The sequence below is a fragment of the Antarcticimicrobium sp. genome, assembly GCF_029212575.1.
Taxonomy (GTDB): Bacteria; Pseudomonadota; Alphaproteobacteria; order Rhodobacterales; family Rhodobacteraceae; genus Antarcticimicrobium.
On record NZ_JARGPK010000050.1, the window covers coordinates 25,117 to 45,606 of the forward strand.

Below are 20,490 nucleotides of genomic sequence, written 5' to 3' on the forward strand. Positions count from 1 at the left end.
TCGCGGCGCAATCGGGCAGCAGTTGGGAGCGATTGCGGCGGTTTCAGGGCGCGATTTCCCGCCCGGTTCGCGGAGTCCCGGTGAGGCGGAAGCGCAGCGACAGCATGTTGCACGCGTCCCTGCGTTGGTAATCGACCTGATCCGTCAACTGGTGGATCAGCGTCCAGCCGAACCCGCCTTCGGGCAGGTCGGCCCGCGGCAAACCGGGATCCAAGGATTTTGCCTGCGGCACGCGCCCGCCAGGAAGCGGGCGGCCATCGTCGATGATCCGCAGGTCCAGCATTGCCTCTGACAGCCGTGCGTGGATCGCGATCCGATGCCCCGGTTTGCCGCCGAAGGCATGCTCGATGACGTTGTTTACGGCCTCCACAAGGGCCAGTTCGACATCGCCGACTAGCGTCGCGGGCAGGCCGCTTGCGCGCAACCGGCCGATAACGCCGCCGATCCCGTCGCGAGCGGCAAGATCGGTCGCGTCGAATTCAAACGAACACTGATGCGACATCGTGCTGTGGCGCCATCCGGCCGGGAGATGGACCCGGGCTCATCCGCCGAGCTCGGTCATGGCGTCGTCCAGGGAGGGGAACAGGGTGAAAACCGTGTCCATCCGGGTCAGGCGAAAGACCTTCTCGACCATCGGGGATAGGCCGGCAAGGTCGAGCCGGCGATCGGCGCCCAGGTGCTTCATCGCGGCGACGATGGCGCCCAGCCCGCTGGAATCGATGAACGACACCTCCGACAGGTCCAGGATCACCCGCTCAGGCCCGCCATCGGTTTCGGTGCGCATGTTCTCCTTGAACTGGATTGCGACCGCCGCGTCGATCCGCTCGGCCTTGACGGTGACCACGCGGGCGCCGCCGTGCTGTTTGCTGGACAGGAACATGGATCTCCTCATATGGCGTTTTGGCCCGGTTCAGGCTAGACGGGAATCCTTACCAATCGGTTGTCCTGAGCTTTGAGGAGTAAGCGGCATGAAAGAAGTTGTGATCGCGGGGGCGGCCCGTACGCCAATGGGCGGTTTCCAGGGCATCTACGACGGGGTTCCGGCCGCCAAGCTTGGCGGCGCGGCAATCCGGGCGGCTCTGAAGGGGGCAGGCACCGATACCGTCGATGAGGTTCTGATGGGTTGCGTCCTGCCCGCCGGCCAGGGCCAGGCCCCGGCGCGCCAGGCCGGGTTCGCCGCCGGCCTCGGCGAAGAGGTGCCGGCCACCACGTTGAACAAGATGTGCGGATCGGGGATGAAGGCGGCGATGCTGGCCTGCGACCAGATCGCGCTGGGCCAGAACGACGTGATGATCGCCGGCGGTATGGAAAGCATGTCGAACGCCCCCTACCTGCTGCCCAAGATGCGCGGCGGAGCGCGGATCGGTCACGGTCAGGTGATCGACCACATGTTCCTCGACGGGCTCGAGGATGCCTATGACAAGGGACGCCTTATGGGCACCTTTGCCGAGGATTGCGCCGAGGCGTTCCAGTTCACCCGCGAGGCGCAGGATCAATACGCCATCGGTTCGCTCGACAACGCGCTGGAGGCCGAACGGTCGGGCGCCTTCGAGGGTGAGATCACGCCGGTTACCATTCACGCCCGCACCGGCGAAGAGGTGGTCACCCGAGACGAGCAGCCCGGCAAGGCGCGCCCCGAAAAGATCCCGATGCTGAAACCGGCCTTCCGCAAGGACGGGACGGTGACGGCGGCGAACTCCTCGTCGATCTCAGATGGCGCGGCGGCCCTCGTGCTGGCCTCGCGCGATCACGCCGAGGCGCAGGGGCTCAGCATCCGCGCCCGCATCCTTGGACATGCCTCGCACGCGCAGGCGCCGTCGATGTTCCCGACCGCCCCGGTGCCCGCGGCGCGCAAGCTGCTCGATCGCCTGGGATGGAAGATTGGCGACGTGGACCTGTGGGAGGTCAACGAGGCCTTTGCCGTGGTGCCCATGGCCTTCATGCGTGAAATGGGCGTGCCCCGCGACATCATGAACGTCAACGGCGGCGCCTGTGCGCTGGGCCATCCGATCGGCGCCAGCGGCGCGCGGATCATGGTCACGCTGCTGAACGCGCTTGAAAAACGCGGGCTGAAACGCGGCATCGCCGCGATCTGCATCGGCGGCGGCGAGGGCACCGCTATCGCCATCGAACGGGTCTGACCCAGCCGTCAACCGGGGGCGGGGGGCCGCCTCCGCCACAGGCAAAGGGACCGCCGATGCGCGTCGATTACGCCACCCTGTCCAAGACCGTCGCCGCGCTGACCGTGGGCGAAACCGACCCCATCGCCCTGATGGCGACCGTCGCCTGCGAGGTGCACCAGTCGGACGACCGGTTCGACTGGACCGGGTTCTATCGCGTGGTGGCGCCCGAGTTGCTCAAGATCGGCCCCTACCAGGGCGGGCATGGCTGTCTGACCATCCCGTTTTCGCATGGCGTCTGCGGGGCGGCGGCGCGCAGCGGCGCGGTGCAGCTTGTCGCGGATGTCGAGGCCTTTGCCGATCATATCGCCTGTTCCAGCTCGACCCGGTCGGAGCTGGTTCTGCCGGTGCGTGACGGCGCCGGGCGGCTGATCGGGGTGTTCGACATCGACAGCGACCTGCCGAGCGCCTTTACCGAACAGGACGCCGAGGCGCTGACCGCGATTCTCGACCGGGTTTTCGGCCAGGTCGGAACGGGTTAGCCGAAGCGCGCCAGCCGGTCGATCTGTGGCGCCATGGTGCACCATCCATCCGCATCAGTGAGGACCCAGACGGCTTGTCCCTCGGTGGCGTGGACGATAATCCGCCCGGCGTCAGAGGAAATCAGCCCCGGGTCCAGCAGGTTCAGAAACAGCGCGAGCGCTTCTCCGGTCAGGCACATTTTCCGCATCTCCTTGCAATCGGTTCCGCGGCGCAGCGTCGCCTCCCACGGCTGAGCCGGGTTCAGTCTATCAAGGCGCGGGATTTGCCGGGCGCGAATAATGCTGCGATGCAGCAAATATGACAGCAACACTCCCCCATATGCGGTTCCGTGCTCATTTGCCGGGCGCTGGGCCAGGGCGGATTCGGGAAAACGGGCGGCTTGCGTGAAAAAGGAGGCGAAAAATTCACCGAATCGCGCGATCATGAAAAACAGGAACGAATTTTCACCGCGCCGAGGGGCAACAGGGCATGATCCACGCGCAGCCAGAACGTCCGCAAAGCCTGGGCGCCGACCTGCGCGCGTTGCGCCGCGCGCGCGGGCTGACCCTGGTAGACCTGGCCGAGCGGCTTGGCCGGTCGGTCGGCTGGCTCAGCCAGGTGGAGCGGGATCTTTCGGAACCCTCGATCGCCGACCTGCGCCAGATCGCCACTTGTTTCGACGTGCCGCTGTCGCTGTTGTTCGGCTCGGCCCAGGCCCCCACAGATGAACAGGGCTACGTGGTGCGCGCCGGGGCGCGGCGACCGATGGGGCCGGGCGACGACGGGCTGGTCGAGGAATTGCTCTCGCCCGACCTGACCGACGATTTCGAAGTGATCCATTCCACCTTTCATCCTGGCACGCGGCTGGAAACGGCAACGCAACGCCCGACGCAGGAGCTTGCCTATCTGGTCGCCGGGCGGCTCGACCTGGAGATCGGGTCGCGCGCCTTTACCATCCAACCCGGCGACAGCTTCCGCATTCGCGGCGAACCATTCCGCTGGGCCAACCCTTACGCCGATCCGGCGGTGGCGATCTGGGTCATCGCCCCGCCGGTCTATTGATCCGCCATCAAGGAGCCGATCCCATGTCCAACCTTCCCACCCGGGCCCGCGTGGTCATCATCGGCGGCGGTGTCGTCGGCTGTTCGGTCGCCTATCACCTGACAAGGCTGGGCTGGACCGATGTTGTCCTGCTGGAGCGCAAACAGCTCACCTCCGGCACCACTTGGCACGCGGCCGGGCTGATCGCGCAGCTGCGCGCCACCGCCAACATGACCAAACTGGCCAAGTACAGCCAGGAGCTTTACGGCGAGCTGGAGGGCGAAACCGGCGTTGCCACCGGGTTCAAGCGGGTCGGGTCGATCACCGTGGCCCTGACCGGGGAGCGGCGCGAGGAACTGTGGCGACAGGCCGCCATGGCCCGCGCCTTTGGCGTCGAGATCGAGGAGATCACCCCCGACGAGGTCGGCGCGCGCTATTCGCATCTGAACCTCGACGGGGTGTTGGGCGGGGTCTACCTGCCCAAAGACGGGCAGGGCGATCCGGCCAATATCGCGCTGGCGCTGGCCAAGGGCGCGCGGCAGCGCGGTGCGATCGTCCGCGAACGGGTCAAGGTCACCGGGATCCCCCGCGACCACCGCCGCGTCACCGGTGTCGACTGGCAGGATGAGGCGGGCGCCTCCGGGCATATCGCCTGTGACATGATCGTCAACTGCGCCGGCATGTGGGGGCATGAGGTCGGGCGCATGGCCGGTGTCAACGTGCCACTTCAGGCCTGCGAACATTTCTACATCGTCTCCGAGCCGATCAAGGGGCTGACGCAATTGCCGGTGCTGCGGGTGCCGGATGAATGCGCCTATTACAAGGAAGACGCGGGCAAAATCCTGCTGGGCGCCTTCGAGCCGGTCAGCAAGCCCTGGGGCATGGCGGGCATCCCCGACAGTTTCGAGTTCGACCAGTTGCCCGAGGATTTCGATCACTTCGAGCCGATCCTGGAACGGGCCGTGAACCGGATGCCGATGCTGGCCGATGCGGGGATCCACACCTTCTTCAACGGACCGGAAAGCTTTACCCCCGACGATGCCTATCACCTTGGCCTGGCACCCGAGATGGACAATGTCTGGGTCGCCGCCGGCTTCAACTCGGTCGGCATCCAGAGCGCGGGCGGCGCCGGCATGGCACTGGCGCAATGGATGGACGAGGGTGAGAAACCCTTTGACCTGGGCGACGTCGACATTTCGCGGATGCAGCCGTTTCAGGGCAACAAGCGCTATCTGGTCGAACGGTCCACCGAAACGCTGGGCCTGCTTTATGCCGATCACTACCCTTACCGGCAAAAGGCCACCGCGCGCGGCGTGCGGCGCTCGCCCCTCCACGCGCAGCTGGCCGAGCGTGGCGCGGTCTTTGGCGAACTGGCGGGGTGGGAGCGGGCCAACTGGTTCGCCCGGCCCGGTCAGGCGGCCGAGTACGCGTATTCGTGGAAACGGCAGACCTTCTTTGACAACGTGGCGCAGGAACTGGCGGCGGTGCGCAGCGGGATCGGCCTGTACGACATGACCAGCTTTGGCAAGCTGCGTATCGAGGGGCCCGACGCCGAGGGCTTCCTCAACCATGTCTGCGGTGCCGACATGTCGGTGCCCGCGGGCAAGATCGTCTATACCCAGTTTCTTAACGCGCGCGGCGGGATCGAGGCCGACGTGACCGTCACCCGCCTGTCCGAGACCGCCTATCTTGTCGTCACCCCCGCCGCCACGCGGCTGGCCGACGAGACCTGGCTGCGTCGCCACCTGGGCGACTATCGCGTGGTGATCACCGACGTGACGGCGGGCGAGGCGGTGCTGGCGGTGATGGGACCCGATGCGCGCAAGCTGATGCAGGTGGTCTCGCCCAATGACTTCTCCAACGCAACCAACCCCTTCGGCACCGCGCAGGAGATCGAGCTGGGCCTTGGCCTGGCCCGCGTGCATCGGGTGTCCTACGTGGGCGAGCTGGGCTGGGAGATCTATGTCAGTTCCGACATGGCCGCCCATGTCTTTGAAACCATTTGGCAGGCCGGCGAGGGGATGGGCCTGAAACTCTGCGGGATGCACATGATGGATAGCGCCCGGATCGAAAAGGCGTTCCGCCATTTCGGTCATGACATCACCTGCGAGGATCACGTGCTGGAGGCCGGGCTTGGCTTTGCCGTCAAGACCGACAAGCCCGATTTCATCGGCCGCGATGCGGTGTTGCGCAAGAAGGAGGCCGGGCTGGAGCGGCGGCTGGTCCAGTTCCGCCTGACCGATCCCGAACCGCTGCTCTATCACAACGAGCCGGTTCTGCGCGACGGCCAGATCGTCGGCTACCTGTCTTCCGGCGCCTATGGCCACCACCTGGGCGGGGCGATCGGGATGGGCTATGTCCCCTGCGCCGGCGAGACCGCGCAGCAGGTGCTGGCCTCGCGCTACGAGATCGACGTGGCCGGCACCCGCGTTGCCGCCGAGGTCTCGCTGAAACCGATGTACGATCCCAAGTCGGAACGCGTGCGCGCCTGACCGGAGTATCGACCGACGCGCCGTCGCCATTGCACGTCCCCCGGCGCTGACCTAAAGCGTCGGGGGCAGGAGGAGCGCGCGATGGTGTCGAAAACCACCCCCCGGATCATCGAAAACATCGACACGCCGCAGGGGCTGGTGTTTGCCGTCTCGGCCTATGTGATGTGGGGGGTCCTGCCGCTCTATCTCAAGGCGGTGTCGCATATCCCCGCGCTCGAGGTGGTGGCACATCGGGTAATCTGGTCGGTGCCGGTGGCGGCGGGCCTGCTGATCGTGCTGCGCCGCACCAATGACCTGCGCGCCGCGCTGCGCAGCCCGCGCACGCTGGCCATGGCCTGCCTGACCGCGGCGCTGATTACCGTCAACTGGTTCGTTTATGTCTGGGCGGTCTCGACCGGCCATGCGCTGGATGCGGCGCTGGGCTATTACATCAACCCGCTGTTCAGCGTGTTCCTCGGCGCGGTCTTGCTGCGCGAGCGGCTGGACCGGGCGCAGGTCACCGCCATCGGCCTGGCCTTCGCCGCCGTCGTGGTCCTGACGGTCGAGGCCGGCGGTCTGCCCTGGGCGGCGCTTGGCCTGACGCTGAGCTGGGGGTTCTACGCCTTTCTCAAGAAATGGCTACCGGTGGGCCCCAACCAGGGCTTCCTGCTCGAGGTGCTGATCCTGCTGATCCCGGCGCTGGGCTACGCAGGCTATCTGGGCGCCACCGGTGCCGGGCATTTCGCCGCGAGCGCGGGCGATACCGCGCTGCTGCTGGGCTGCGGCGTGATCACGGCGGTGCCGCTGATCACCTATGCCAATGGGGCAAAGCTGTTGCGGCTTTCGACCATCGGCATCCTGCAATACATCGCGCCGACAATGATCTTTCTGGTCGCCGTTTTCGTCTTTGAAGAGCCGATGGGGCATGCCCGGATGATCGCCTTTCCGATGATCTGGGCGGCGCTGGTGCTCTATTCCGCGGCGATTCTGCGTCAGGCGCGCCGTCGCCGCAAAAGCTGAAGGCGTTTACGACAGCGCCTCGCGGTACTTCAGGAACCGCGGATCGCTCATCACCCGCGCGTTCATCGCCTCGCGCAGGGCAGCGACGGTCTTGAGCGGGCGCATCGCCACCTCGAAGGTCTCGATCAGCCCCTCGGCGTTCAGCGTGATCAGGTCCACGCCCACCGCGTCGAGATCGCCGACCTTGCACTGAAACTCCAGCGCCCAGTCGCTGCCCGATCCCATGACCCGGCGATAGCGAAAGTCGCTGAACACCTGGCCGACGTGTCCCAGAACTGCGGCGACCGGGTCGCGTCCGGTCCAGGTGGCCCAGTAGGTCGGCGGCAGGAATTGTACGTTTTCGGCCAGGATCTGTGCAATCCGCTCATGATCGCCCGAGGCGACGATTTCCAGCGCCTGGGCGATGGTCGGGTGCATGTCGGGGTGCAGCTCTGCGGTCATCTCGGGGGCTCCTCTTTTCCGGTTGCCGCCAGCTTGGCGGTGCCGGGAACGGGCGGCAAGCTTGACGTCAGGGCGGGGTGCGTTACGACGCGGAGGCATGAGCGACTATGATCCCCCAACCGATCCGCTGGAGATTCTTTACGAGGATGCGCAGCTTGTCGCGGTGAACAAGCCCGCCGGCCTGCTTTCGGTGCCGGGCAAGGGCGCGCATCTGGCCGATTGCCTGCTGAGCCGGGTGCAGGCCGCCTTTCCCGACGCGCTACTGGTGCACCGGCTGGACCGCGACACCTCGGGCGTGATCGTCTTTGCCCTGACCCCCTATGCGCAGCGGCACATGTCGCTGCAGTTCGAAAAGCGGATGACGAAAAAGACCTATGTTGCCCGCGTCCGGGGCCGGCTGGAGCCGAAGGAGGGCATCGTCGATCTGCCGCTGATCGTCGACTGGCCCAACCGGCCGCTGCAAAAGGTCTGTCACGAGACCGGCAAGCCGGCCGAGACCGGGTGGAAGGTGCTGAAATACGGCGAGAGCGAAACCCGCGTGCGTCTTTTCCCCAAGACCGGGCGCAGCCACCAGTTGCGCGTGCACATGCTGGCGCTGGGCCACCCGATCCTGGGCGATCCGCTTTATGCCACGGGGGCGGCGCGCGAGTTTCCGCGCCTGATGCTGCATTCCGAGGAACTCCGGATCAAGAACCCCGAGGGCGGCGTATCGCTCAAGATCCGGGCCAAGGCGCCGTTCTGAGCCTCACACCTCGATCCGCAGCCAATCCTCCGGCAGGATGTCGGGGTTGCGCATCTTCGGGTCACCGAACCAGCGCGCCGGGCCGGCCACCCGCTTGCCCGGGTTGGTGTTGAGCCAGGCCGCCCACCAGGAAAACGACGAATTGCCGATGATGTTGTGGCGGCACAGCGACATCAGCCGCATGTCCTCGAAATCCGTCTCGGGGCCGTTGAAATCGACAACCACCTTTTGCACCGGCAGCGGCAGGTTGGTCTTGGCCCAGTCCGGATCGTCGGAAAAGACGAAGACGGTCGGCGTGCCCTCGATCTCTTCCATCAGCCGCTCCAGCGCGCGGGTGTAATAGGCCTGGTCGCAGACCGCGTGCGCGTTCAGCGTCAGGTAATCGCCGTGCCGCACATGCAGCGAGATCGAATTGCCCGCCTCGACCCTCTCGGCCATCTCTGCGTTCTGCGCGGTGCTGAAATCGGGAAAGGCGAAGTCGCGCCGGATGTCGTCGGCGGCATGGGCGAAATATCTCTCACTCTGCCAGTAGCCGTGCAGGTATGTGCCGTCCTCCCACTCCGCGAAGGCGGGATTGTAGCCGAGCCCGCGTTCGCGGCAGAACCGTGGCGGGCGTCCCAGTACGCGCCACAGCGCATAGGCCAGCAGCCGGTCGTGGCGATCCGGCGGAAGGCTCAGGGGCTCGGCCAGCGGCAGGTCGAACACGCGCGTCAGCACCCCCTCGCCCCGGCGCAGGGCCTCGCGCGTGTCCAGTGCCACGGCGACGCCCATCCGCGCGGCCAGCCCGCGCGCGGCGGCGTATTGGAACATCTGGTTTCCAAGGCGTCCGTGCAGGCGGGTCGTGATCATCGGGGGCGGTCCTTTCCTTGGCCCCGCAATAGCGCATCGGCCGGACCCGAGGCCAGCGGGAAAGCCGCCTGCGATATGACGGCTGCGTCCGGGGCGCGACTGGCGTCAGGCCAGGACGAGATCGTCGCTCAACTGGGCGATTCGGGTAAATCCGGAGAGGGTCAGAACATTTCCGCCGCCGAAATCGAAAACCGTGTCGCCGCCGATCACCTCGGCGAGGTCCAGCACCTCGTCGACCGTCAGGCCGGAGATGCCAAGGTCAGACGCGTCCAGTTCGATGGTGTCCCTGTTGTTGCGGAAATCGGTGATCACGTCGTGGCCCTCGGCGTAAACGAAGGTGTCCCGTTTCGACCCGCCGGTCAGGATGTCGTCACCGCTGCCGCCGTCGAGCCGGTCGTTGCCGCCGTTGCCGACAAGCCGGTCGTCGCCGGCGCCGCCCTGGATCTCGTCATGCCCACCGCCGCCGGTGATCGTGTCATCGCCATTGCCGCCGTCCAGCGTGTCGCCACCGGCCTCGCCGAAGATCTTGTCGTTGCCGCCGCCCGCCTCGACGGTATCGGAGCCGCCGCCGGCCCGGACCGTGTCGTTCCCGGTTCCGAGAATGACGGTGTCATCGCCGCGACCGAGCTTGGCGACCAGTTTTTCGATCTCCTCGAAATCGACCCGGCGGGTCGAGCTGCCCCAGCTGGCGCCGACAAAGGCATGGGTCGAACCGGAGTTGTAGAGGGTGGCGTCGGTCCCGGCATCGCGCCACAGCAGCTTCAGAACATCGGTTCCGCTGCCGCCGTGGATGTAGTCATCGCCGCCCGACAGGGTAATCCTGTCGTCGCCAGCTCCGGTATGGACCGTATCATCGTGGGCGCCGAAATCCCTGAACCGGTCCTTGTGCGCCGTCAGCGTGAGATCGACCACCTCCACGTTCCTCGCCACCGATCCGTCGTCGAATTTCTGGCCGCGCGCGCTGGCGATCTTATTCATCAGCACGTTCACGCCGGACTCAAGCGATGACAAACTGTCGGTCCATTTGTCGATGCCGGCGCCGCCGTTCACCTTGTCCCAGCGGTTAAACCGGCCGTGGAAGACATCGTCGCCGCTGCCGAAGCGGACATCGACGTGTTCGAAACTGCGCAGCGGGAAATCCACCGAGCGGGAGGAGGAGGCAAAACTGTTGCCGACGAAACCGTGGGAGGAGGTGGTGTTGTGAAGCTCGGCATCCTCGGTCGCGTCGCCCCATTTCACGATCAGCGTGTCGTCGCCATCGCCGCCGCTGACGTAATCGATCCCGTCCGAGACCTGGACCCTGTCGTCGCCCGCGCCGGCGGAAACCTCGTCGTCGAAGGCGCCGAAATCGCGAAAGACGTCATCGCCCCCGGTCAGCAGCAGATCGACACGCTCGATGTTGCGGATGATCGAGCCGTCATCCAGCGCGAGGCCGCCGTCGCTGGCCATGCGCCTGACATCGAAGGTCATCCCGGTCGCGAGAGAGGAAAAGGAATCGATCCAGAAATCGGTCCCGTCGCCGCCATCGACGATGTCCCAGCGGTTCGGGGTGGCATGGATCAGGTCATCGCCGGACCCGAGCGCGACATCGAGATGCTGGAAACTGCGCAGCGGAAAATCCACCGACCGGGTCGAGACGTCGAAACTGGTGCCGACGAACCCGTGCGAGGAGGTGGTGTTGTACACCTCGCCGTGCAGCGCGGTATCGCCCCAGCGGATGATCAGCTTGTCCTCGCCGGTGCCGCCGCTGGCGTAATCGACGCCGTTGGTGATCCGGACGCTGTCGTTGCCATCCTTGGCATAGATCGTGTCGTCGCCCAGCGTATCGACCAGCGCGTCGTTCTTGTCGGTTCCATTGATTTTGGCCATGGTGCACCCCCCCCCCGGGTGAAACAATGAACTTGTGGCTATGGGGCGAGGATACACGAAAAACTGCCTCCGGTCATGGGAGGCCCGGATTCGCGGGCATTTCGAGGCATCCGGAGTTGCGGCACAGATGGCTCCACGAAAAAAGCCGCCCGTCGGGGCGGCTTTCCGAAGCAGTATCGTTGCGGCGATGGTTACTCCGGGGTCCAGCCGCTGACCGCCTTGACCTCTAGGAAATCCTCGATCCCGAAGATGCCGCCCTCGCGCCCGTTTCCGGATTTCTTCATGCCGCCGAAGGGCGAGCCCGCGCTGCGCGGCTGGCCGTTCATCTCGACCATGCCCGAGCGCAGGACGCGGGCCATGCGGTTGGCGCGGGCGCCGTCCTGGGTCTGGACATAGTTGGTCAGCCCGTACTCGGTATCATTGGCCAGGGCGACGGCGTCCTCTTCGCTGTCGAACTTCATGATCGACAGCACCGGGCCGAAGATTTCCTCGCGGGCGATGGTCATGTCGGGGGTCACGTCGGCAAAAACGGTGGGGCGCACGTAAAAGCCCTTGTTGAACTGCTCGGGCAGGCCCGGGCCACCGGCGACCACGCGGGCGCCCTCGGCGATGCCCTTCTCGATCAGGCCCTGGATCTTGTCCCACTGGGTCTTGTTGACCACCGGGCCGATGTGGCGGCCTTCCTCATGGGCGTTGCCGACGGTGAGCTTGTTGGCGGTTTCCGCCGCGATCTCGACCGCCTGGTCATAGATTTCGGCCTGCACCAGCATCCGGCTGGGCGCGTTGCACGACTGGCCGGTGTTGTTCATCATGTGCATCACGCCGCGCTTGACCGCCTTGTCGTCGGCATCGGCAAAGATCACGTTGGCGCCCTTGCCGCCCAGTTCCAGGTGCACCTTTTTCAGCGTGTCGGCAGCGTTCTTGGAGATCGCGATGCCGGCGCGGGTGGAGCCGGTGAAACTGACCATGTCGACGTCGGGATGCCCGGTAAGCTGGTTGCCCACGCCCAGGCCGTCGCCGTTCACCAGGTTGAAGACCCCCGCGGGAAAGCCGGCCTCGTCGATCATCTCGGCAAAGACCATGGCGTTCAGCGGGCTTTCCTCCGACGGCTTCAGCACCATGGTGCAGCCGGCGATGGCCGCCGCGCCGACCTTGAGCGTGACCTGGTTCATCGGCCAGTTCCACGGGGTGATCAGGGCCGCGACGCCCACCGCCTCAAAGATGATGCGGTCGTTGGGGGCGTGATCGCCCAGCGGCCGGTCGAACTGGAATGCCTTTGCGGCGCGCACGAAATTCTTGAGGTGGCCGATGCCGGCGCCGACCTGCTGGGTGCGGGCCATGTCGATCGGCGCGCCCATCTCGGCGGTCATCGCCTGGGCCAGATCCTCGCCGCGTGTCTTGTAGACCTCGATCAGTTTCTCGACCAGCGCGATGCGCTCTTCGACCGGGGTGGCCATCCAGCCCGGCAGCGCCGCCGTGGCGGCGGCGACGGCGGCGTCGGTATCGGCCTGCCCGCCCAGCGAGATCACCGCGCAGGGCTCTTCGGTCGATGGGTCGATAACCTGGTGATCGTTCGGCGGCGACGGGGCGACCCATTGGCCGTTGATGTAGAAATTGCGTTTCTCGATCATGTCCGGTTCTCCCAACTCGGCGGTTCTCCTGACCGTGCGGTCAGCGATTCCGCGCCAATGTGTCACCGCTGACCTTTGGGGACAAGTCAGGGGATGCAACGCGGCTTGCCTGCCCTTACATTGCCTCCGAAACGCGATAAGTTCCGACCGGAACAACCACCCCGAATTTCAACCAGAGGAGAGTAACATGGGTCTTCGTATAAACGATATCGTTCCCAATTTCACCGCCATGACCGACCAGGGCGAGATCAGTTTTCACGACTGGATCGGTGACAGCTGGGCCATCCTGTTCAGCCATCCCAAGGATTTCACGCCGGTCTGCACCACCGAGTTCGGCGCCGTTGCCCAACTGGCCGACGAGTGGGAAAAGCGCGGCACCAAGGTCATCGGCCTCAGCGTGGATGCCGCCGACGAGCACGTGAAGTGGAAATCCGACATCGAGGGGTTTGCCGGTGCCAAGGCCGGATTCCCGATCATCGCCGACCAGGATCTGGCGGTGTCGAAAGCCTTCGACATGCTGCCCGCCGAGGCCTATCTGCCCGATGGCCGCACCGCCGCCGACAGCGCCTCGGTCCGCTCGGTCTTCATCATCAGCCCGGACAAGAAGATCCAGCTGATGATGATCTATCCGATGACCGTGGGCCGCAACTTTGCCGAGGTGCTGCGCGCGCTGGACGGTCTGCAACGCACCTACCAGCAGCCGCTGGCCACCCCGGCCAACTGGACTGCGGGTCAGGACGTGATCGTGGGGCTGGCGCTGGATGATGCCGCCGCCGAGGCCAAGTTCGGCAAACTGGACAAAAAGCTGCCCTACCTGCGCTTTGCCAAGAACCCGGACTAAGCCGGGTGCTGCGGGCGCAGGGCAACCTGCGCCCGATAGGCGGCCCGTTTGAATTCCCGCGCCAGCTTGCTGCCGGTGCGGGTTTTCTTTTGAATCGTTGAGCCGCCCAGATCCGCCGTCAGCTCGCGCGCGCCGCTGCCCAACAGGCTGTGGACCGGCTGGCCGGTGATCCAATGCATCTGAAGCAGGGTGTCGACCGGGCGGTCGATCGTCGCGGTCGCGGCGAGCAACCGCTCGGCGGCGCCGCGCCCGACCACCTGTGCAACGGTCTGCAACCCGATCACCCTGGGCAGGACCAGCGCCAGCCCCGCCTCTTCGGCCAGCACCCGTGCCGGTTTTTCGCGCGCCTTGACCGGCAGGCGGATGTAGCTGTCGGGCGTGGCCTGTTGCGCGATCAGGTCCAGTGCAAGCCGCAGCCTGCCCGGGTCCACTTCGAGATCGTCCTCGACGATCAGCGCATACTCCCACCCCTCGGCCAGGATGCGCCGCCAGCAGCGGCGATGGCTGAGGAAACAGCCGATCTCGCCGGGGGAAAGCGGAAAGGGATAGGCCGGGGCATGGGCATCGCCGGGCCGAATCGTCACGCCGGTGACCTGCGCCGGATCGCGCCCGTCGACCGCCTCGACCAGTTGCGCATCGGGCAGGGTGCGCAGCAGCGCCTCGGCATTCGGGCGCCGCGTGGTGCTGGCGGACATGTGGATGATCAGCGAATGCATGGGGGTGTCATAACGGGGATGCGGAAAACGAAAAAGCCCCGGCAGCGATGCCGGGGCTTCTCATGCGTGTCAGAGGGGGGCGGATCAGTCCGCCGCTTCCTCTTTCTTCTCGGGAGAAACCTCTTCTCCGGTCTCCTGATCGACCACCTTCATCGACAGGCGGACCTTGCCGCGGTCGTCGAAGCCCAGCAGCTTGACCCAGACCTCCTGGCCCTCTTTCAGAACGTCCGAGGGGTGGTTCAGGCGGCGGTTCTCGATCTGGCTGACATGGACCAGCCCGTCGCGCTTGCCGAAGAAGTTCACGAAGGCGCCGAAATCGACGATCTTGACGACGTTGCCCTTGTAGACCTTGCCCTCTTCCGGCTCTGCCACGATCGAATGGATCATGTCATAGGCCTTCTGGATCGAGTCGTTGTTTGGGCTGGCGATCTTGATCACGCCATCGTCGTTGATATCGACCTTGGCGCCCGAGACCTCGACGATCTCGCGGATCACCTTGCCACCCGAGCCGATCACTTCACGGATCTTGTCGGTGGGGATCTGCATGGTCTCGATGCGCGGCGCATGGACCGAGAAGGACCCGGTGCCGGACAGCGCCTTGTTCATCTCGCCGAGGATGTGCATCCGGCCCTGCTTGGCCTGGGCCAGCGCCTTTTGCATGATCTCCGGTGTGATGCCGGCGACCTTGATGTCCATCTGCAGCGAGGTGATGCCCTCTTCGGTGCCGGCGACTTTGAAGTCCATGTCGCCGAGGTGATCCTCGTCGCCAAGAATGTCGGTCAGCACCGCGTAGGAGCCGTCGTCCTCCAGCACCAGGCCCATCGCCACACCGGCCACGGCCGATTTCAGCGGCACGCCCGCATCCATCATCGACAGCGAACCGCCGCAGACCGACGCCATCGAGGACGAGCCGTTCGATTCGGTGATCTCGGACACCAGGCGCAGGGTGTAGGGGAAGTCGGTCGAGGCCGGCAGAACCGCCTGCAACGCCCGCCACGCCAGCTTGCCGTGGCCGATCTCGCGACGGCCCGGACCACCCACGCGACCCACTTCGCCGACCGAGTAGGGCGGGAAGTTGTAGTGCAGCATGAAGTTCGATTTGAAGTTGCCGTGCAGCGCGTCGATGAACTGTTCGTCATCGCCGGTGCCCAGGGTGGTCACGACCAGCGCCTGGGTTTCGCCACGGGTGAACAGCGCCGACCCATGGGTCCGCGGCAGCAGCCCGGTTTCGCACACGATCGGGCGAACCTGATCGAGGGCGCGGCCGTCGATCCGCTTGCCGTCCTTGACGACCGAGCCGCGCAGCACGGTCGACTCGAGCTTTTTCAGCGCGGCGCCGAGGTTCGGATCCTCAAGCTGCTCGTCGTTCAGCGCGGCGCGGACCGCCTCTTTCGCGGCGGCAACAGCGGCCTGACGCTCCTGCTTGTCGGTGATGGCATAGGCGGCGCGCATCTTGTCTTCGCCCGCAGCCTTGACCGCGTCGAACAGCGCGGAGTAATCCGGCGGCTGGAAGTTGAAGGGCTCTTTCGCCGTGTCTTCGGCCAGGTCGATGATCAGGTCGAGAACCGGCTGGATCTGCTCGTGCGCGAAGGTCACGGCGCCCAGCATCTCCTCTTCCGACAGCTCATAGGCCTCGGATTCGACCATCATCACCGCGTCCTTGGTGCCGGCGACCACCAGGTCGAGGCGCTGCTCGGGGTTGTTGCGCAGCCCGTGCATATCCTCGACTTCGGGGTTGAGGATGTATTCGCCATCCACATAGCCCACGCGGCAGCCCGCGATCGGCCCCATGAAGGGCACGCCGGAGATCGTCAGCGCGGCGCTGGCGGCGATCATTGCCACGATATCGGGGTCATTGACCAGATCGTGGCTCAGCACGGTGCACATCACCAGCACTTCATGCTTGAAGCCGGGGACGAACAGCGGGCGGATCGGGCGGTCGATCAGCCGCGCGGTCAGCGTTTCCTTTTCGGTCGGACGCGCCTCGCGCTTGAAAAAGCCACCGGGCACCTTGCCGGCAGCGTAATATTTTTCCTGGTAGTGCACGGTCAGCGGAAAGAAATCCTGACCGGGCTTGGGTTCCTTGGCAAAGGTCACATTGGCCATCACCCGGGTCTCGCCCAGCGTGGCGATGACCGAACCGTCGGCCTGGCGGGCAACCTTGCCGGTTTCCAGAGTGAGGGTTTCTTCGCCCCACTCGATAGATTTCGTCGTTACATTGAACATCATCGTATCCTGTTTGGGAGCACTCCCGGCCTTCCGGGTCTCCCGTTTGCGTGGCGGCCCCATTGCCGCCGACCCCTTGCTATCTTCCATTCGAGTGCCGGGGTCCGGGCACAACGTCTGAGATGGGCGGGCCATACAGGAGAATGGGCCCTTTGGAAAGGATGGATAGCAGGGGGGTGTCGGCCTGCAGGTCCTGCCCCCGCCGCCTGGTCGAACCGGATTCGGCTCAGCCCCTCGTTTTCCACGACCGCGTGGCGGCGCCACAGTAAATGGAGGAAGTTCATAATTCGGGGAGGTGCATTTTGTCGCAGCTATGAAAGTCTTCATAGAAAGAACACATTGTTTTCACATGAAGAGCTGTGATCGAATTTTCGTCAAAACGTCCCTGGAGGCGGCAATGAAGAAAAAACACCCTGAGAGCATTTCCAAATCTTTTTCGGATCGGCCGAATGCTGCGGCACCCGCTGCTGATTCCCCAGTCTCCGATCAGGAGTTTCTCGAGGCATCTTCCGCAGGCGGCGAAACGCAGCGCGGCGACATTCTGGCCCATGTTCTCAACCAGCATGCGATCGTCAGCGTCGCTGATGCCAAGGGCAGGATCACCTATGTCAACGACAAATGCGTCGAATGCAGCGGCTATTCGAAGTCGGAACTGATGGGAAACGATCACCGGATCCTGAAATCCGATGCCCATCCGCCCGAGTTCTATGCAGAAATGTGGCGAACAATCGTGGGCGGTAAAACCTGGACCGGTGAGATAAAGAACATCAAAAAGACCGGGGAACCATATTGGGTGAAGGCAACAATTGTTCCCCGTCTGGATGGAGCCGGCAGACCGGTGGAGTATGTTTCAATAAGGACGGATATTTCAAGGGAAAAGGCGGCTGAAGAGACGCGGGCGCAGCAAGAGACCTTCGATCTTTCAGATGCCGAGGTTTACATGTTCTGGGCCGACACGTTGAGATTTTTCTACGTGAACAAAAAGGCGCAAGAGTACTGGCGCCTGGACAGTGCCGAATTCTTCCAGAAAACACCCCTGGACGTGACGAACGAGTTCAAGAAAGAGGAGTTCCTCGAAGTGTTGAACAGCCTTACGAGCGGCGAGAAGCAGAATGTCATTTTCAGGCGAAACATGACGTCGCCGGAGGGGATGAAACGCCCCGTAGAGTTCAGAGTGCAGCTCGTCAACCCTGACGGCAGGCGCGCAAGATTCATCACAATTATCAGTGATATGTCCGAAACTCTCCAGGCGGAGAAGGCGAAGTCGGAGTTCATTGCCAATATGAACCATGAACTCAAGACGCCGTTGACCACGTTGAAGGGGGCAATTGATTTGTTGAAATCCGGATATGCCGGAGACATCCCGGAAAAGGCACTCAACCTGTTTCGTGTCGCGGACAGAAGCCGTATCCGGCTTGAGGAACTGATCGGTGACCTTTTGGATGCACAAGCAATCGAAAACGGACAAACGATTTCAAGTCTGGAAAAAGTTGACTTGTCTCAGGTGATAGAGGATGCGATCGGGGTGGTTGCCGGACCCTTCAAAGAAAAGGATGTCCGGGTATTCTTCTTTGGCACAGAAGGGCCGGTGTGGGTGATCGGTGACAGGCATCGACTTCGCCAGGCCATGAAGAACCTTCTGTCCAACGCGGTGAAATTTTCTATCCAGAGAGGGAAGGTCGAAGTTTCGCTGCATGTCGAGGAAGAAACCGTCCTGGTCCTGATCAAGGATTATGGAATCGGTATGCCGGAAGAGGTTCGGTCCAGAGTTTTCGAGAAGTTTACCCAGGCAGACATGTCAGACAGACGGGCCTCCGGGGGGGCCGGCCTTGGCCTGTCCATCGTCAAAGCGATCATAGAGGATCACGGCGGCACGATTGAATGCGACAGCACCAGCGGCAAGGGCACGATGTTCTCGGTCGCGCTGAAAAAATGCCAGGATGAAGAGTACGCATTGAAGGCAACCGGTTAACCCGCAATAACCGCGGGGGCCGGTTCCTCCGGCGGGATACCCTTGGTCGGAAAACCTGCACGGTTGAGTGAAGGAACGGCGGCAAGGCAGTGGAGGCGCCCCACAAAGAAAAACCGCGCCCCCGGCGGGGACGCGGTTGATCGCAACGGATTCAAGAGCTGCCTTAGCGGCGCAGGCCCAGGCGCTGGATCAGGTCCTGATACCGGGCTTCTTCCTTGCCCTTGAGGTAATCCAGCAGCTTGCGGCGCTGGGCGACCATCTTGAGCAGGCCGCGGCGGCCGTGGTTGTCTTTCTTGTGGGTCTTGAAGTGCTCGGTCAGCGTGGAAATGCGCGAGCTCAGGATCGCAACCTGAACCTCGGGCGAACCGGTGTCGCCCTCCTTGGTCGCGAATTCCTTCATCAGCCGGGTCTTTTCTTCGGCGGTAATCGACATCGGGGTCTCCTTTAAGAGTTAGAGTGAATGGCGCAGGCCGGGATGTCGTCCAGCACAGGCCCATGGAGAGTGCACCGGTCCAGGCGGGGAAGCCCCGTTGCCGGACCGGATGCGGGCGTATAAGCGGATTCTGTTCGAATGCAAAGGGAAATTCTTCGCGCCTAACCGGCGATCAGCCCCAGACCGGCCGCCTTGGCGTGATCGACCAGCCGGATGTCGCCCGCCGTCACCCCGTCGCCGCCCTGCAGGCTGGCCAACTCGGATCCGTTCACCACGATGTGGCTCAGCCCCGGGGTCACCGGATCGGCCACCACCTCGATCTCCGGGTCCGGTTCGGCCTGGGTATCCCAGACCAGGTACAGCTGGTCTTCCTCCGGGTCATAATCGGTCAGCTCCGCCGCCGCACCGCCATGGATCCAACCGCCCAGCACGATACTGTCGCCCTCTTCGCCCCCGGTGACCACGTCGCCGGAGCCCGCCACGATGGTGTCGGCGCCACCGCCGCCGTTCAGGAAATCGCTGTCGGGATCGCTGCCCGCCGGTTCCACCCCGTTGAGGGTATCGTCGCCCCAGCCGCCGAACAGGGTATCGGCCCCGGCGCCGCCGTCGAGCATGTCGTCGCCCCCGGCCCCCTGCAGCGCGTCGTCGCCGATCCCGCCCATCAGCACATCGTCGCCAAGCCCGCCATCCAGCCGGTCGGCCCCGAACCCGCCGTCCAGGGTGTCGTCCCCGGCATGGCCGAAAAGCTGGTCTTCGCCCGCATCCCCGCGCAGATCGTCCCCGCCATAGCCGCCGTGCAGGATATCCTCGCCGCCGCCGCCAAACAGCGCATCCGCACCGTCCTCGCCATAAAGGATGTCGTCCCCCTCGCCGCCCGAGAGCCGGTCGTCCCCTTCGTATCCGTTGAGCTGGTCCTGCCCGGCGCCCCCGGCGAGCCTGTCATCCCCGGCGCTGCCGGAGAGGAAATCGGTTCCCGGACCGCCGGTCAGGTCAAACCCGCCGGACCCGTCCTCCTCCAGCGGCAGGGCGGTTTCCGCCACCTCCGCGTCAAGGTCGGAGTCCGAGTCCTCGCCGATGTCCTCGTCGTCATCGGAAAAAATATCTGCCAGGGCAACGCCGCCGATGGCGACGAGGCCAAGCAAGCCTGCCAGCCAAACCATGCTGTCGCTCCACTCGAAAAACCGCGCTTCTACCAGCCACAAAGACGAAGCAAGGTCAAAACAATCCGGTCCGGCTGGTTAACCGTTGGTTTCCTGTGGCCCGGCGTCGGGGATCACACCACCGACCGGCGGACACTCGTCATGAACGAGGCGCCCGCGGCGGGCAGGTCACCTGTTTCAGCATTTGCAGGGCTTTGTTGCGCAAATCGGTTGAGGGGATTCATCTCGTGAATCCAGCGTGATAGCTGGAGGGCATGAACAGCTGGGCGCCAACGAAGTACAAGACCGCGAACTGGCCTTCGTACAACACCGCACTGAAGCAACGCGGATCGCTTTCGATCTGGTTTGATCCCGGGATGATCCGGGTGCCGCCGCCGAGCGGCAAGCGTGGTCGACAGCAGCAATTCAGTGACGCGGCGATCCAGACCTGTTTGAC

20 protein-coding genes are annotated in these 20,490 nt (G+C 64.5%); 9 read left to right on the top strand and 11 right to left on the bottom strand.

Translation table 11 applies throughout. The features are described 5' to 3' along the window. Positions 1-43 precede the first annotated feature (43 nt). On the bottom strand, positions 44-502 hold the full coding sequence (locus P1U75_RS10320) for an ATP-binding protein (protein ID WP_300242832.1): 459 nt from the start codon (positions 500-502) through the stop codon (positions 44-46). 39 nt (positions 503-541) lie between these two features. Continuing rightward, positions 542-880, bottom strand: coding sequence for an STAS domain-containing protein (locus P1U75_RS10325; protein ID WP_300242834.1), 339 nt, complete (start codon positions 878-880; stop codon positions 542-544). A gap of 88 nt (positions 881-968) precedes the next feature. Here P1U75_RS10325 and P1U75_RS10330 point away from each other — a divergent pair, with 88 nt between their 5' ends. Next, the gene (locus tag P1U75_RS10330) at positions 969-2,141 is read left to right on the top strand and encodes an acetyl-CoA C-acyltransferase (RefSeq protein ID WP_300242836.1); all 1,173 of its coding nucleotides are present in this window, start codon (positions 969-971) and stop codon (positions 2,139-2,141) included. Positions 2,142-2,197: 56 nt separating this feature from the next. Continuing rightward, the gene (locus tag P1U75_RS10335) at positions 2,198-2,662 is read left to right on the top strand and encodes a GAF domain-containing protein (protein WP_300242838.1); all 465 of its coding nucleotides are present in this window, start codon (positions 2,198-2,200) and stop codon (positions 2,660-2,662) included. Here the strand turns inward: P1U75_RS10335 and P1U75_RS10340 are convergent. After that, the gene (locus P1U75_RS10340; RefSeq protein ID WP_300242840.1) at positions 2,659-3,087 is read right to left on the bottom strand and encodes a hypothetical protein; all 429 of its coding nucleotides are present in this window, start codon (positions 3,085-3,087) and stop codon (positions 2,659-2,661) included. The genes P1U75_RS10335 and P1U75_RS10340 overlap by 4 nt on opposite strands. Before the next feature lie 44 nt (positions 3,088-3,131). On the opposite strand from P1U75_RS10340, the gene P1U75_RS10345 reads away from it, so the two are divergent. The 3 genes from P1U75_RS10345 to rarD all read left to right on the top strand — a co-directional run bounded on the left by P1U75_RS10345 (position 3,132) and on the right by rarD (position 7,174). After that, positions 3,132-3,704 (top strand): XRE family transcriptional regulator, encoded by a 573-nt coding sequence (locus tag P1U75_RS10345; protein WP_300242842.1) that lies wholly within the window; start codon positions 3,132-3,134, stop codon positions 3,702-3,704. Between the two features lie 23 nt (positions 3,705-3,727). Further along, positions 3,728-6,175 (top strand): FAD-dependent oxidoreductase, encoded by a 2,448-nt coding sequence (locus tag P1U75_RS10350; protein WP_300242844.1) that lies wholly within the window; start codon positions 3,728-3,730, stop codon positions 6,173-6,175. Positions 6,176-6,256: 81 nt separating this feature from the next. Next, positions 6,257-7,174 carry an EamA family transporter RarD gene (rarD, locus tag P1U75_RS10355; protein ID WP_300242846.1) on the top strand — a complete coding sequence of 306 codons (918 nt, stop codon included), beginning with the start codon at positions 6,257-6,259 and terminating at the stop codon, positions 7,172-7,174. A 6-nt stretch (positions 7,175-7,180) separates the two neighbouring features. Here the strand turns inward: rarD and P1U75_RS10360 are convergent, their stop codons facing one another. Further along, complete coding sequence (locus P1U75_RS10360) at positions 7,181-7,591, bottom strand: nuclear transport factor 2 family protein (RefSeq protein ID WP_300242876.1); 411 nt, start codon at positions 7,589-7,591, stop codon at positions 7,181-7,183. Positions 7,592-7,712: 121 nt separating this feature from the next. Between P1U75_RS10360 and P1U75_RS10365 the strand changes: the two genes are divergently transcribed. After that, entirely contained in the window at positions 7,713-8,357 is a 645-nt protein-coding gene (locus P1U75_RS10365; protein ID WP_300242849.1) for an RluA family pseudouridine synthase, read from the top strand. Between the two features lie 3 nt (positions 8,358-8,360). Here P1U75_RS10365 and P1U75_RS10370 read toward each other — a convergent pair whose 3' ends face one another. The 3 genes from P1U75_RS10370 to P1U75_RS10380 all read right to left on the bottom strand — a co-directional run bounded on the left by P1U75_RS10370 (position 8,361) and on the right by P1U75_RS10380 (position 12,706). Further along, positions 8,361-9,206 (bottom strand): alpha-1,2-fucosyltransferase, encoded by an 846-nt coding sequence (locus P1U75_RS10370; protein WP_300242851.1) that lies wholly within the window; start codon positions 9,204-9,206, stop codon positions 8,361-8,363. A 105-nt stretch (positions 9,207-9,311) separates the two neighbouring features. Then, positions 9,312-11,075 carry a calcium-binding protein gene (locus P1U75_RS10375; RefSeq protein WP_300242854.1) on the bottom strand — a complete coding sequence of 588 codons (1,764 nt, stop codon included), beginning with the start codon at positions 11,073-11,075 and terminating at the stop codon, positions 9,312-9,314. Between the two features lie 191 nt (positions 11,076-11,266). Continuing rightward, positions 11,267-12,706, bottom strand: coding sequence for an aldehyde dehydrogenase family protein (locus P1U75_RS10380; RefSeq protein WP_300242855.1), 1,440 nt, complete (start codon positions 12,704-12,706; stop codon positions 11,267-11,269). A gap of 187 nt (positions 12,707-12,893) precedes the next feature. On the opposite strand from P1U75_RS10380, the gene P1U75_RS10385 reads away from it, so the two are divergent. Then, on the top strand, positions 12,894-13,547 hold the full coding sequence (locus tag P1U75_RS10385; RefSeq protein ID WP_300242857.1) for a peroxiredoxin: 654 nt from the start codon (positions 12,894-12,896) through the stop codon (positions 13,545-13,547). Here the strand turns inward: P1U75_RS10385 and P1U75_RS10390 are convergent. Together P1U75_RS10390 and pnp are read right to left on the bottom strand one after the other, a co-directional pair. Next, positions 13,544-14,263, bottom strand: coding sequence for a glycosyltransferase family 25 protein (locus P1U75_RS10390; protein WP_300242858.1), 720 nt, complete (start codon positions 14,261-14,263; stop codon positions 13,544-13,546). The genes P1U75_RS10385 and P1U75_RS10390 overlap by 4 nt on opposite strands. A gap of 84 nt (positions 14,264-14,347) precedes the next feature. Further along, positions 14,348-16,489 (bottom strand): polyribonucleotide nucleotidyltransferase, encoded by a 2,142-nt coding sequence (gene pnp / locus P1U75_RS10395; protein WP_300242861.1) that lies wholly within the window; start codon positions 16,487-16,489, stop codon positions 14,348-14,350. Between the two features lie 397 nt (positions 16,490-16,886). On the opposite strand from pnp, the gene P1U75_RS10400 reads away from it, so the two are divergent. Continuing rightward, positions 16,887-18,461 carry an ATP-binding protein gene (locus P1U75_RS10400; RefSeq protein ID WP_300242863.1) on the top strand — a complete coding sequence of 525 codons (1,575 nt, stop codon included), beginning with the start codon at positions 16,887-16,889 and terminating at the stop codon, positions 18,459-18,461. Positions 18,462-18,624: 163 nt separating this feature from the next. On the opposite strand, the gene rpsO is transcribed toward P1U75_RS10400, so the two are convergent. Continuing rightward, positions 18,625-18,894 (bottom strand): 30S ribosomal protein S15, encoded by a 270-nt coding sequence (rpsO, locus tag P1U75_RS10405; protein ID WP_300242865.1) that lies wholly within the window; start codon positions 18,892-18,894, stop codon positions 18,625-18,627. 161 nt (positions 18,895-19,055) lie between these two features. Beyond that, a complete protein-coding gene (locus P1U75_RS10410; RefSeq protein WP_300242868.1) occupies positions 19,056-20,054 on the bottom strand; it encodes a calcium-binding protein in 999 nt (332 codons plus the stop codon). 254 nt (positions 20,055-20,308) lie between these two features. On the opposite strand from P1U75_RS10410, the gene P1U75_RS10415 reads away from it, so the two are divergent. After that, positions 20,309-20,490 (top strand): transposase (locus P1U75_RS10415; RefSeq protein WP_300242870.1); only part of this gene is annotated, 182 nt, incomplete at its 3' end.

Coding starts and splice junctions, on each gene's coding strand:
- P1U75_RS10320 (WP_300242832.1), bottom strand. CDS start 502: ATGTCGCATCAGTGTTCGTTTGAATTCGACGCGACCGATCTTGCCGCT.
- P1U75_RS10325 (WP_300242834.1), bottom strand. CDS start 880: ATGTTCCTGTCCAGCAAACAGCACGGCGGCGCCCGCGTGGTCACCGTC.
- P1U75_RS10330 (WP_300242836.1), top strand. CDS start 969: ATGAAAGAAGTTGTGATCGCGGGGGCGGCCCGTACGCCAATGGGCGGT.
- P1U75_RS10335 (WP_300242838.1), top strand. CDS start 2,198: ATGCGCGTCGATTACGCCACCCTGTCCAAGACCGTCGCCGCGCTGACC.
- P1U75_RS10340 (WP_300242840.1), bottom strand. CDS start 3,087: ATGATCGCGCGATTCGGTGAATTTTTCGCCTCCTTTTTCACGCAAGCC.
- P1U75_RS10345 (WP_300242842.1), top strand. CDS start 3,132: ATGATCCACGCGCAGCCAGAACGTCCGCAAAGCCTGGGCGCCGACCTG.
- P1U75_RS10350 (WP_300242844.1), top strand. CDS start 3,728: ATGTCCAACCTTCCCACCCGGGCCCGCGTGGTCATCATCGGCGGCGGT.
- rarD (WP_300242846.1), top strand. CDS start 6,257: ATGGTGTCGAAAACCACCCCCCGGATCATCGAAAACATCGACACGCCG.
- P1U75_RS10360 (WP_300242876.1), bottom strand. CDS start 7,591: ATGCACCCGACCATCGCCCAGGCGCTGGAAATCGTCGCCTCGGGCGAT.
- P1U75_RS10365 (WP_300242849.1), top strand. CDS start 7,713: ATGAGCGACTATGATCCCCCAACCGATCCGCTGGAGATTCTTTACGAG.
- P1U75_RS10370 (WP_300242851.1), bottom strand. CDS start 9,206: ATGATCACGACCCGCCTGCACGGACGCCTTGGAAACCAGATGTTCCAA.
- P1U75_RS10375 (WP_300242854.1), bottom strand. CDS start 11,075: ATGGCCAAAATCAATGGAACCGACAAGAACGACGCGCTGGTCGATACG.
- P1U75_RS10380 (WP_300242855.1), bottom strand. CDS start 12,706: ATGATCGAGAAACGCAATTTCTACATCAACGGCCAATGGGTCGCCCCG.
- P1U75_RS10385 (WP_300242857.1), top strand. CDS start 12,894: ATGGGTCTTCGTATAAACGATATCGTTCCCAATTTCACCGCCATGACC.
- P1U75_RS10390 (WP_300242858.1), bottom strand. CDS start 14,263: ATGCATTCGCTGATCATCCACATGTCCGCCAGCACCACGCGGCGCCCG.
- pnp (WP_300242861.1), bottom strand. CDS start 16,489: ATGTTCAATGTAACGACGAAATCTATCGAGTGGGGCGAAGAAACCCTC.
- P1U75_RS10400 (WP_300242863.1), top strand. CDS start 16,887: ATGAAGAAAAAACACCCTGAGAGCATTTCCAAATCTTTTTCGGATCGG.
- rpsO (WP_300242865.1), bottom strand. CDS start 18,894: ATGTCGATTACCGCCGAAGAAAAGACCCGGCTGATGAAGGAATTCGCG.
- P1U75_RS10410 (WP_300242868.1), bottom strand. CDS start 20,054: ATGGTTTGGCTGGCAGGCTTGCTTGGCCTCGTCGCCATCGGCGGCGTT.